An 11,888-nucleotide genomic window follows, 5' to 3' on the forward strand; every position below is an offset into this window, starting at 1 on the left:
CGCCGGCCGGCTTGTGCCGGGGCAGGGGGCGTCCCACCTCGGACCCTGTACCACAGGAAAGGAGCGCAACATGAGCTGGAACCCCGCCCTCGAACCGCAATGCCCCGCCGCCGGGCGACTCGACGATATCGAAACCCTGATCATCCCACGGGCCCGCGATCTCGGCGGGTTCGAGGTGAGGCGCGCCTTGCCGGCGCCGAAACGTCAGATGGTCGGCCCGTTCATCTTCTTCGACCAGATGGGCCCGGCCGAATTCCTGACCGGGCAGGGGATCGACGTGCGCCCGCATCCGCATATCGGGCTGGGTACCGTGACCTATCTCTATGGGGGCGAGTTCGAGCACCGCGACAGTCTCGGGACCCATCAGATGATCTACCCGGGCGAGGTCAATTGGATGGTGGCGGGCAACGGCGTCACCCATTCCGAACGCACCAGCGACACCACCCGCCAGCGCCGGTCCAACCTCTTCGGCATCCAGACCTGGGTCGCCCTGCCCGAAGACCAGGAAGAGCGGGAGGCCAGTTTCGAACATCATGGCCAGGACGCGTTGCCGCTGCTTGAAGGCGAAGGCAAGACGCTGCGCCTGATCATTGGCCGCGGCTGGGGCGAGCGGGCGCCGGTCTCGACTTTCACCGACATGTTCTATGCCGACGTGGTGATGCAGCCCGGTGCGCGCCTGCCGCTGCCCGTGGATCACGAGGACCGCGGCGTCTATGTCACCCAGGGCTCGGTGACCGTCGCCGGCGAGGTGTTCGAAGCCGGGCGCATGATGGTGTTCCGCCCCGGCGATGCGATCACGCTGACCGCTGGAGAGCGGGGCGCACGCATCATGGCGCTGGGCGGCGAGACGCTGAACGGCCCGCGCCATATCTGGTGGAATTTCGTGGCCTCGTCGCGCGACAAGATCGAGGCGGCGAAAGAGGCCTGGGCCGCAGGCGACTGGGCGCATGGCCGCTTCCGCCTGCCGCCGGGAGATGACGCCGAGTTCATCCCGCTGCCCTGAGCGCGGGGCGCTGTGACGCTGCGATCCGTTAACAAGTTATCCCTTGCGGCCCGCTACCGGCCATGAGCAGATGACGGCATGGAGACCCCGCCGCAGTCGAACCCCGTCAGGGGGGTGTTCTGGATGCTCGTCACCGGGGTGTTCTTCGTCGCCGTGACCGCGGTGGTGAAGGTTCTGGGCACGCGTATCCCCGCGCCCGAGGCGGCGTTTCTGCGCTACGCGCTGGGGCTTGTTTTCCTGATCCCGATGCTACGCCCGCTGATGAACGCGCGCCTGACCGCGCGGCAGCTCAAGCTGTTTTCGTTTCGCGGCGTGGCCCACACCGCCGGCGTGGCGCTGTGGTTTTTCGCCATGGCGCGCATCCCGATCGCCGACGTCACCGCGATGAACTATCTCGCGCCGGTCTATGTGACCCTCGGTGCGGCGCTGTTTCTGGGCGAAACGCTGGCGCTCCGGCGCATCCTGGCCGTGGTGGCGGCCCTGATCGGTGCGCTGATCATCCTGCGCCCGGGCTTTCGCGACATCGGGGCGGGGCACCTCGGCATGCTGATCGCGGCGGTGTTCTTCGCCGCCTCCTATCTCACCGCCAAGCGCATGGCCGACGAAACCGGCGCGGCGGTGACCGTGGCGATGCTGTCGATCACCGTCACAATCGGGTTGGCGCCGCTGGCGCTGATGAACTGGGTCACGCCCACGCTGCACGAGCTAGGCCTGCTTTTCATCGTCGCCTTCCTGGCCACCACCGGGCATTACACCATGTCGGTTGCGCTCGCTGCGGCGCCGGTCACCGTGACCCAGCCAGTTGGCTTTCTGCAGCTGGTCTGGGCGGTGCTGCTGGGGGCGTTCGTCTTCGATGAAGGCATCGACATCTGGGTCATCGTCGGCGGCGGCGTGATCATCGGCGCAATCAGCTTCATGACCTGGCGCGAGGCTGTGCTCAAGCGCCGGTTGCGCACGCCGGTGGCACCGGCCACCAAGCTCTAACCGTCCCTGACCGGTCCTCGTACCTGCGCGTGGCGCGGCGTCCGCGTCAGGCCCGCGGATCCAGAAGTTTGGCCAGCACCCTGTCCTTGGTGACCTGCCCGATCAGTCGGCCGTCCTCGACCACGCCCACCGGCGCGCCGCTGTGGCCGACCTTGTCCATCACCGCGCGGATGTCGGTATCCGGACCGACCGTCACTTTCGGCTCGCCGGCCACAGGCTCCATCACGTCGCGCGCGCACAGCACGCCGAGCGGGTTCATATGCGCCACGAAATCGGCGACATAGTCGTTGGCGGGGTTCGAGAAGATCTCCTGCGGTGTGCCGCATTGCACGATCCGGCCACCGTCCATGATGGCGATCCGGTTGCCGATCTTGAACGCCTCGTCGAGATCGTGGGACACGAAGATGATGGTGCGGTGCAGCCGCTCCTGCAATTCCAGCAACTCGTCCTGAAGCCGGGTGCGGATCAGCGGGTCAAGCGCCGAGAACGGCTCGTCCATCAACAGGATCGGCGCATCGGTGGCGAAGGCCCGCGCCAGACCAACCCGCTGCTGCATGCCGCCCGACAGATCGCCGACCTTGCGCTCGGCCCAGTCGGACAGCCCGACGATCTCGAGCTGTTCATCGACCTTGGCCCGCCGCTCGGCCGCGTTCATGCCCCCCAGCTCCAGCCCCAGTCCGACATTTTCGCGCACCGTGCGCCAGGGCAGCAGGCCGAAGGCCTGGAACACCATCGCGATCTGGCTCAGCCGCATCTCGCGCAAGGTTTTTGCGTCGGCCTGGGTGATGTTGACCATCTCGTCGCCGCGCTTGACCTGCACGCTGCCGCGTACCACCGGGTTGAGCCCGTTGACCGCCCGCAACAGCGTCGACTTGCCCGAGCCCGAAAGCCCCATCAGCACCAGGATCTCGCCGGCCTCGACTTCGAGCGAACAGTCATGAACCCCGAGAACCTGACCGGTCTGTTCCTGGATCTCCGGCCGTTCCAGCCCCTGGTCCATCATCGGCAACGCCTTCTCGGGATGTTCGCCGAACACGATCGAAACCTTGTCGAATATCACCGTACTGTTTCTGGAGGTCATTTGCGGTCGATCCTCAGCATCCGGTCGAGCATAATCGCCACCACGACGATGATGAACCCGCTTTCGAACCCCAGCGCGGTGTTGACCTGGTTGAGCGCGCGCACCACCGGCACGCCCAGCCCGTCGGCGCCGACCAGCGCGGCGATCACCACCATGCTGAGCGATAGCATGATCGTCTGGTTCAGGCCGGTCATGATCTGGGGCAGGGCGAAGGGCAGCTCGACCTTCCACAGCACCTGTTGCTTGGTCGCACCAAAGGCCTGCGCCGCTTCCAGAAGCGGCTGCGGCGTCGAGGTAATGCCAAGATGGGTCAGGCGAATGGGCGCAGGCAGCACGAAGATCACCGTCGCGATCAGTCCCGGCACCATGCCGATGCCGAAAAACACGATCGCCGGGATCAGGTAAACGAAGGTCGGCAGGGTCTGCATCAAATCGAGCACCGGCCGCATCGCCGCGTAAAGACGCGGCCGGTGCGCCGCGGCGATACCGATCGGCACGCCCACCGCCATGCAGACCACGCAGGAACTCAGCACCAGCGTCAGGCTCTCGGTGGTTTCCTCCCAATAGCCCTGGTTGAGGATGAAGAGGAACCCCAGCGCCACCAGCAGCGGGGTTTTCCAGCCGCGTTGCAGCACCCAGGTCAGCGCGACAAACGCCATCACGACCAGTAACTCGGGCGGTGTTTGCAGCACCCAAAGGATCGCCTCGATCAACAGCTCCATGACCCAGCTCAGCCAATCGAAAAACGGCTCGCCGGTTTCCTGCAGCCAGTCAAAGAACCGCTTGGCGTATTTGCCCACAGGAATCTTTTCCTCGGTCAGCCAGTCCATGTCATTCCCCTAGCGTTCGACATCCGATTTGGTTCCGATCCAGGTGTAGGCGAAGACCGGCACTGCTCCGTCGGCCCCGATCTCCCGCGCGGCGAGCACCAAGCCCAGCGCCGGGGCATAATCGAGTTCGAAACGCTCGGCCTTGCCGCCCGGCGTGATGCGCTCATAGCGCAGGTGCCAGCTGTCATAGCGGCACTCGGCCAGCGTATAGCTCTGTCGTCCGAGAAAGGCGACACGCAGCGCGATCTGCTCGCGCCCGCCGGAACTGTCCAGAACTTCGCCGGTCAGGGTGACCTCGCCCAGCTCGTCCAACCGGTCGAGCGCCGAAACATCGCCCCGGTAAACCGTCCGCAAGCCGCGGTCGCCCACCCGCTCGGACCTGCTCGCCAGACCGTGGGCATACCAGGCGACGCTGTTGCGGCTGCGCCCGTCGCGGTGTTCGTGGCGGACTTCCATCAGCCCCTGCGCGGTGCGCTCGAAATCGGCCCTCCGGAAGGCCGTGCCGTTCTGCACAAGGACCACGCCCCGGTCGAGATCGGCGGCGGACGGGCAGGAGGCCGAGGCCGTGGCGGGCATCAGCAGGGGCAGCAGAACGAGAAACCGGCGCATGACGGGGCGTGACATGGACAGCGGCGGGCGCTGGCTTCGCAAAAAGCCGCGTCCGCCGCCGATGGTGCGCTCAGAGGCCGAGCTTGGCCTTGACCGCGGCCACGGCGTCGCCGCCATCCATCGTGGTCACGCCGTCAAGCCAGGCCATGAAGGCATCCGGGTTGGCCTTGAGCCAGGCAGCGGCAGCATCCTGCGGGTCTTCGCCATCGTTCAGGATCGCACCCATGATCTGGTTTTCCATGGCCAGCGTGAACTTGAGGTTGGCCAGCAGGGCGCCGACATTCTTGCACTCGTCGACATAGCCGGCGCGGGTATTGGTATAGACCGTGGCCCCGCCCAGGTTCGGCCCGAAATAGTCGTCGCCGCCGGTCAGGTAGCCCATCTCGAAATTGGCATTCATCGGGTGCGGCTCCCAGCCTAGGAAGACGATCGGTTCATCCTTGCGCGTGGCGCGGTCCACCTGCGCCAGCATTCCCTGTTCCGAACTTTCGGCCACCTCAAAGTCCTTGAGCCCGAACGCATCGCTGTCGATCATGTCCTGGATCAGGCGGTTGCCGTCGTTGCCCGGCTCGATCCCGTAGATCTTGCCGCCCAGGGCATCGTTGTGCTTGGCGATATCGGCGAAATCCTTGATGCCAAGGTCCATCGCTACCTTGTTGACCGCCAGGGTGTATTTCGCGCCCTCGAGGTTCTCGCGCACCGTGTCCACCGTGCCGGCCTCGCGGTGCGGTGCGATATCGCCTTCCATCGTCGGCATCCAGTTGCCCAGGAACACGTCGACGTCACCTTCGGCCATCGCGGCATAGGTCACCGGCACGCTCAGTACTTTTATGTCGGTCTCGTATCCCAGTGCCTCCAGCACCAGCGTTGTGGCCGCGGTGGTGGCGGTGATGTCGGTCCAGCCGACGTCCGAGAAGGTGACCTTGCCGCAGGCCGCATGGCTGCCGGCAAAGGCAGGGCCGGCCGTCAGCGCGGCCAGCGCCAGGGCGGAGAAGGTGGTCTTGAGGGTCATGGATCAGTCTCCCTGTTTTTCTTGATTGACGAGTCAATAAAAAGCCAACAAGCTTCCGGCAACTCTTTTCAGGAGTGTGCGATGCCCAAGCTTGGGATGGAGCCTATCCGACGCGAGGCTCTGGTGAAAGCCACGATTGCCGAGATCGGCCAACATGGCACGCTTGACGTGACCGTGAGCCAGATCGCGCGCCGGGCGGGGATGTCCTCGGCGCTGGCGCATCACTATTTCGGCGGCAAGGAACAGATCTTCGTCGCGGCGATGCGCTACACGATGGGGGTCTATGCTGCCGAGGTGCGCGGCGCGCTGGCGATGGCCGAAGGCCCGGCGGCGCGGGTCGAAGCCATCGTGCGGGCGTCCTTCTCGGAACGGAACTTCCGCGGCGACACGGTCGCCGCGTGGATGAATTTCTATGTTCTCGCTCAGACCTCGGACCAAGCGCGGCGTCTGCTCAACGTCTATCACCGCCGCCTGCGCGCCAACCTTCGCCACGGCCTGCGCCCGCTGATGGGCGCGCGCGCCTTCGATGTCTCCGAACGGGTCGCGGCGCTGATCGATGGCGTCTACCTGCGCCAGTCGCTCGGGCACGGCACGCCGGACCGCGCCTCGGCGGTGGCGCATGTCATGGGCGCGGTGCACTGCGCGCTTGAAGGAGCAAAGCCATGACCAGACCCAACATCCTTGTCCTCATGGTCGACCAGCTCAACGGCACGCTCTTCCCGGATGGCCCCGCCGACTGGTTGCACGTGCCCAACCTGCGCGCCCTGGCCGAACGCTCGACCCGCTTCGTGAACGCCTATACCGCGAGCCCTCTCTGCGCCCCGGGCCGTGCCGCCTTCATGTCGGGCCAACTGCCCAGCCAGACCGGCGTCTACGACAACGCCGCCGAGTTCGCCTCACAGATCCCGACCTATGCCCACCACCTGCGCCGCGCCGGTTACCAGACCACGCTCAGCGGCAAGATGCATTTCGTCGGCCCGGACCAGCTGCATGGCTTCGAGGAACGCCTGACCACCGATGTCTACCCGCCCGATTTCGGCTGGACGCCCGACTACCGCAAACCCGGCGCGCGCATCGATTGGTGGTATCATAACCTCGGCTCCGTCACTGGCGCGGGCGTGGCCGAGATCACCAACCAGCTCGAATACGACGACGAGGTCGCCTTTCACGCGGTGCAGAAGGTCTATGACCTCGCCCGTGGCCACGATTCCAGGCCATGGATGCTCACCGTCAGCTTCACGCACCCGCACGACCCCTATGTCGCGCGACGTAAGTATTGGGATTTGTATCGCGATTGCGAATACTTGTCTCCCGCCGTTAAACCCATCCCCTACGCGGATCAGGACCCGCATGCGCAGCGAATCTTCGACGCCAACGACTGGCGCAGCTATGAGCTGACCGACGAGATGGTCGCCCGCGCCCGTCGCGCGTATTTCGCCAACATCTCCTATCTCGACGACAAGATCGGCGAGATTTTCCTGGCACTCGAGGCCACGCGGCAGGAGGCGATCGTCGTCTTCGTCTCGGACCACGGCGACATGCTGGGCGAGCGCGGGCTGTGGTACAAGATGTGCTTCTACGAGGGTTCGGCCCGGGTTCCGCTGATGATTTCCGCTCCTGAAATGAACCCCGGGCATGTCTCGGACCCGGTCTCGACCATCGATGTCTGCCCGACGCTGTGTGAACTGGCGGGGGTGAGCATGGACGAGGTGATGCCCTGGACCACCGGCGAAAGCCTCGTCGGTCTGGGACAGGGCCGGATGCGGCGCTGCCCGGTGGCAATGGAATACGCCGCCGAGGCCAGCAATTCGCCACTTGTCGCGCTGCGCTGGGGGGACTGGAAGTACACCAATTGCGCGCTCGACCCCGAGCAGCTTTTCGACCTGAAGAACGACCCTCACGAGCTTGAAAACCTGGCGGAAAACCCTTCCTATGCCGCGACGCTGGAAAAGTTCCGCCTCGAGGCCGCCGCCCGCTGGGACCTGGAGCAGTTCGACGCCGACGTGCGCCAAAGCCAGGCCCGGCGCTGGGTGGTCTACGAAGCGCTGCGCAATGGCGACTATTTCCCCTGGGACTACCAGCCGCTGAAAAAGGCCTCCGAGCGCTACATGCGCAACCACATGGACCTCAACGTGCTGGAGGAAAACCAGCGCTTTCCGCGGGGGGAGTGAGGGGCGGATGACGATGCGCCGCCCCCTCGACCCGCCGCCCGCCCGCCCACCCCGGCGCGCCTCGGGGGCGCCGCGCCTGTGCCTTTGCGGAGATCGCCGATGCTGACCGTCTATGGCCGCGCCACCTCCTCGAACGTGCAGGCGCTCCTCTGGGGGATGGAGGAGATGGGCCTGGTCTATGAGCGCGTCGACTATGGCGAGGTGCATGGCGGGCTCGACACGCCCGAATTTGCCGCGATGAACCCGCATCGCCGCATTCCGGTTCTGAAGGTGGGCGACACTGCGCTTTTCGAAACCGGCGCGATCCTGCGGTACCTCGCCACCCGCCACGCCCCCGACAGCTTCTGGCCCGCAGATCCGCTGGCGCGGGCGCAGGTCGACATGTGGGCGGAATGGGCGAAATACGAGGTCGCCGCGCGCTTCACCGGCCCCGTGTTCTGGCGCAACACCCGCACCGCGCCGGAACGGCGCGATCCCGCTCTCATCGCCCGCAACCTCGCCCGGTTCGAGGATGCGCTGGCCCGGGCCGAGCCGCGCGTCACCTCCCATCCCTACCTCTGCGGTGAGGCGCTGACGCTGGCCGATATCCAGCTCGGCCATGTGCTTTACCGCTATTTCGACACCGATCTCGCCCGCCGCGCCCTGCCTGGCCTCGGTGCCTATTACGCCCGGCTCACCACCCGCCCGGCCTATCGCGCCACGGTCATGGTCTCCTATGACGTCCTGAGGAACACGTTCTGATGCATCTGCCCACGCCTCTGCTCTTTCTTGGCAAAAATACTCACGGCATGCCCGTGGCCACGCGCGCCGGGGCCTGACGTGCAGGCCGATTACGTCATCGTCGGCGCCGGCAGCGCGGGCTGCGCCATGGCCTACAGGCTGGCCGAGGCCGGACGCAGCGTCATCGTCATCGAGCACGGCGGCTCTGACGCAGGCCCGTTCATCCAGATGCCGGCGGCGCTCAGCTACCCGATGAACATGTCGATGTATGACTGGGGCTACCGGACCGAGCCCGAGCCGCAGTTGAACAACCGCCGCCTGGTCGCGCCGCGCGGCAAGGTGCTGGGCGGCTCGTCGTCGATCAACGGCATGGTCTATGTCCGCGGCCATGCCCGCGACTTCGATCATTGGGCCGCGCAGGGCGCGCAGGGCTGGGCCTTTGCCGACGTGTTGCCCTATTTCAAGCGCATGGAGACATGGCACGATGGCGGCCATGGCGGCGACGCGTCCTGGCGCGGCGGCGACGGCCCGCTACATGTCACCCGGGGTCCACGCCGCAACCCGCTTTATCACGCCTTCGTCGAAGCCGGTCGCCAGGCCGGATACGAGGTCACCGACGACTATAACGGCCAGAAGCAGGAAGGCTTCGGCCCGTTCGAGCAGACGGTGTGGCGCGGCCGGCGCTGGTCGGCCGCCAATGCCTATCTCAGACCGGCGCTGAAAACCGGACGCGTGCGCATCCTGCGCGGTCTGGCCAGCCGCATCGTGATCGAAAGTCACCGTGCCACCGGGGTCGAAGTTCTGCGCGGCAGCCGGCCGATGATCGTGCAGGCGGGTGCCGAGGTCATCGTCGCCGCGTCGGCCTTCAACTCCCCGAAATTGCTCATGCTTTCCGGAATCGGGCCGGCCGCGCACTTGGCCGACCATGGTATCGCGGTAATCGCTGATCGCCCCGGCGTCGGCCGGAACCTGCAGGACCATCTCGAAGTCTATTTCCAGATGGCGGCGTCCCAGCCGATCACACTATACCGGCACTGGAACATCATTTCCAAGGCGGTGATCGGCGCGCAATGGCTGGTCACCGGCAAAGGCCTCGGCGCCTCGAACAATTTCGAATCCTGCGGCTTCATCCGCTCGCGCGCCGGCGTCGAATACCCGGATATCCAGTTCCACTTCCTGCCCTTCGCTGTGCGCTATGATGGCAGGGCCGCGGCCGAGGGCCACGGTTTCCAGGCCCATGTCGGACCGATGCGCTCGCCGTCGCGCGGCACGGTCACGTTGCGCTCGCCTGACCCGCGCGCGGCGCCGCGTATCTTCTTCAACTACATGAGCACCGATCAGGACTGGCAGGATTTCCGCCGCTGTCTGCGCCTCACGCGCGAGATCTTCACCAAGGAGGCGTTCCAGCCTTTCGTCAAACACGAAATCCAACCCGGGGCCGACAAGGTGACGGATGACCAGCTCGACGATTTCATCCGCGAGCACGCCGAGTCGGCCTATCACCCCTGCGGCACCTGCAAGATGGGCGCGGCCGACGATCCGATGGCGGTGGTCGACCCGCAGGCCCGCGTCATCGGCGTTGACGGGTTGCGCCTGGCCGACAGCTCGATCTTCCCGCGCATCACCAACGGCAATCTCAACGCGCCCTCGATCATGGTCGGTGAAAAGGCGGCCGACCACATCCTGGGCCGCAGTCCGCTGCCTGCCGCCAATGACGAACCGTGGATTCACCCCGACTGGCGAAGCGCGCAGCGCTGACGTCCGGTCCGGTCCGGTGCGCCTCGTCACGACGCCACGAAACATTTGCCGCCACCCCGGCACACTCCTACGCTGTGGCAAAACGGAAGGCAGCACATGCAATACCCCGAGAACCTCAATGCCTGGCATGCCCAGGTCCGCGAAGACATCGTCGATCCCGACCGCGAGATCACCGACCCGCACCACCATCTCTGGGCCGGACGGCTGGGCTACGACTACGAGCTCGACGAGCTCTGGGCCGATACCCAGGCGGGGCACAACGTCACGAAAACCGTCTTCATCGAATGCGGCTCGGGCTATGATCGTAGCTCGCCCAAACCCTTCGCGCCGATCGGCGAAACCGACTATGTCGAGGCGATCGCCGCAGCTGCGGCGACACAACCTGAAAAGGCCCAGGTCGCCGGTATCGTGGCCCATGCCAACCTGCGGCTCGACCCGGAAACGCTGCATCAGGTGCTCGATGCGCACGCGGCAGCCTCTTCCCGGTTCCGCGGCATTCGCCACGCCGGGGCCTGGGATGCGGAGCGCGACCGGATCATGTTCCAGGGCCAGCCGATCCCGCATCTCTATCTCGATCCGGATTTCCAGCGTGGCGTCGCGGTGCTGGGCGAGCGCGGCATTCCCTATGATACCTGGCACTTCCATCCCCAGAACGGTGAGTTCCTCGACCTTGCCAAGGCCTGTCCCGGCACCACCATCGTGCTCGACCATTTCGGCACGCCGATGGGCACGGTCCGCTTCGCCGGCCAGCGCGAGGACCGGTTCGAGGACTGGAAACGCGAGATGGCCGCCATCGCCGCGTGCCCCAATGTCGTGGCCAAGCTCGGCGGGCTGGCGATGCCGGTCAACGGTTTCGGCTGGGACGGCCGCGCCACGCCGCCGTCATCCGACGAACTGCTCGAGGCGCAGCAGCATTACTATCACCACATGATCGAGATTTTCGGCGCCGAGCGCTGCATGTTCGAATCGAACTTCCCGGTCGACAAGCTGTCGGTCGGCTACGTGGTCTACTGGAACGCGATGAAGAAGATCGCCGCGCGTTATGGTGCGGCGGCGCAGGACGCGATGTTCAAGGGCACCGCCGACCGGGTCTACCGGTTGTGAGCGACCCGCTCGACATCGCCACCCGCCACGGCCTGCCGGACGAGTTGCGTGTCCTGGCACGGCTCTATCCGCGCAGCGACTGGCACGGGCACCCGAATTTTTCCGATCTGGTCGCGTTCTGGCTCGACCGGCACCTGATGTTCCGCGAAATCATCACCCGGATGCAGAGCGCCACGCAGATGCACATGGCCAGCCCGCAGGCGCGGTTCGGCACCGAGATCGCCCGCTACACCGGCTTCTTCCTGAACCAGCTGCACGAGCATCACGGGATCGAGGATCACCACTATTTCCCCCACCTCAAGACCCTCGATTTCCGCCTGGTCCGAGCTTTCGACATGCTCGATGCCGACCACCACGCCCTCGACGGTCACATCCATGCGCTGGCCGGGGCGACCAACACGGTGCTGGCCGACCTGCGCGCCGGCAAGGCGGGCGAGACCGGCCCGCTCCTCGAGGCACAACAGGAGTTCGACCGCTTCCTCGACCGCCATCTCGCCGACGAGGAAGAGGTGATCGTGCCGGTGCTCTTGAAGTACGCCCCCGATATCGGCTAGGAGCCGCGCGAACAGCGGCAACGGCGGCCGTCTTTTGATCCGTGTCAAAGTGCACGCGACAG

12 protein-coding genes are annotated in these 11,888 nt (G+C 65.8%); 8 read left to right on the plus strand and 4 right to left on the minus strand.

The annotated features are described in order from the left end of the window. Positions 1 to 70: 70 nt before the first annotated feature. Positions 71 to 1,003 carry a pirin family protein gene (locus NO357_RS00095; protein ID WP_306733573.1) on the plus strand — a complete coding sequence of 311 codons (933 nt, stop codon included), beginning with the start codon at positions 71 to 73 and terminating at the stop codon, positions 1,001 to 1,003. Between the two features lie 78 nt (positions 1,004 to 1,081). Continuing rightward, complete coding sequence (locus tag NO357_RS00100; protein WP_306733574.1) at positions 1,082 to 1,987, plus strand: DMT family transporter; 906 nt, start codon at positions 1,082 to 1,084, stop codon at positions 1,985 to 1,987. 46 nt (positions 1,988 to 2,033) lie between these two features. Here NO357_RS00100 and choV read toward each other — a convergent pair whose 3' ends face one another. Genes choV through NO357_RS00120 form a run of 4 tightly spaced genes read right to left on the minus strand, consistent with a single transcriptional unit; the run spans position 2,034 to position 5,519 of the window. Next, positions 2,034 to 3,068: a choline ABC transporter ATP-binding protein gene (gene choV / locus NO357_RS00105; protein ID WP_306733575.1), complete on the minus strand. Its 1,035-nt coding sequence runs from the start codon at positions 3,066 to 3,068 to the stop codon at positions 2,034 to 2,036. After that, positions 3,065 to 3,898 (minus strand): choline ABC transporter permease subunit, encoded by an 834-nt coding sequence (choW, locus tag NO357_RS00110; RefSeq protein ID WP_306733576.1) that lies wholly within the window; start codon positions 3,896 to 3,898, stop codon positions 3,065 to 3,067. The genes choV and choW overlap by 4 nt, the downstream gene beginning before the upstream one ends. Positions 3,899 to 3,907: 9 nt before the next feature. Beyond that, positions 3,908 to 4,522: a hypothetical protein gene (locus NO357_RS00115; RefSeq protein ID WP_306733577.1), complete on the minus strand. Its 615-nt coding sequence runs from the start codon at positions 4,520 to 4,522 to the stop codon at positions 3,908 to 3,910. 55 nt (positions 4,523 to 4,577) lie between these two features. Continuing rightward, positions 4,578 to 5,519 (minus strand): choline ABC transporter substrate-binding protein, encoded by a 942-nt coding sequence (locus NO357_RS00120; RefSeq protein WP_306733578.1) that lies wholly within the window; start codon positions 5,517 to 5,519, stop codon positions 4,578 to 4,580. An 81-nt stretch (positions 5,520 to 5,600) separates the two neighbouring features. Between NO357_RS00120 and betI the strand changes: the two genes are divergently transcribed. The 6 genes from betI (at position 5,601) to NO357_RS00150 (ending at position 11,826) form a co-directional block, all read left to right on the plus strand. Further along, positions 5,601 to 6,185: a choline-binding transcriptional repressor BetI gene (gene betI, locus NO357_RS00125; protein WP_306733579.1), complete on the plus strand. Its 585-nt coding sequence runs from the start codon at positions 5,601 to 5,603 to the stop codon at positions 6,183 to 6,185. Further along, positions 6,182 to 7,690 carry a choline-sulfatase gene (betC, locus tag NO357_RS00130; RefSeq protein ID WP_306733580.1) on the plus strand — a complete coding sequence of 503 codons (1,509 nt, stop codon included), beginning with the start codon at positions 6,182 to 6,184 and terminating at the stop codon, positions 7,688 to 7,690. The genes betI and betC overlap by 4 nt, the downstream gene beginning before the upstream one ends. Positions 7,691 to 7,789: 99 nt before the next feature. Next, positions 7,790 to 8,431, plus strand: a complete 642-nt coding sequence (locus NO357_RS00135; RefSeq protein WP_306733581.1) for a glutathione S-transferase family protein — start codon at positions 7,790 to 7,792, stop codon at positions 8,429 to 8,431. Positions 8,432 to 8,509: 78 nt separating this feature from the next. After that, complete coding sequence (betA, locus tag NO357_RS00140) at positions 8,510 to 10,168, plus strand: choline dehydrogenase (protein WP_306733582.1); 1,659 nt, start codon at positions 8,510 to 8,512, stop codon at positions 10,166 to 10,168. Between the two features lie 96 nt (positions 10,169 to 10,264). After that, positions 10,265 to 11,272: an amidohydrolase family protein gene (locus tag NO357_RS00145; RefSeq protein ID WP_306733583.1), complete on the plus strand. Its 1,008-nt coding sequence runs from the start codon at positions 10,265 to 10,267 to the stop codon at positions 11,270 to 11,272. Further along, positions 11,269 to 11,826, plus strand: coding sequence for a hemerythrin domain-containing protein (locus NO357_RS00150; protein ID WP_306733584.1), 558 nt, complete (start codon positions 11,269 to 11,271; stop codon positions 11,824 to 11,826). The genes NO357_RS00145 and NO357_RS00150 overlap by 4 nt, the downstream gene beginning before the upstream one ends. Positions 11,827 to 11,888: the final 62 nt, after the last annotated feature.

This window comes from Marimonas arenosa (assembly GCF_030848945.1).
Classification (GTDB): domain Bacteria; phylum Pseudomonadota; class Alphaproteobacteria; order Rhodobacterales; family Rhodobacteraceae; genus Marimonas; species Marimonas arenosa.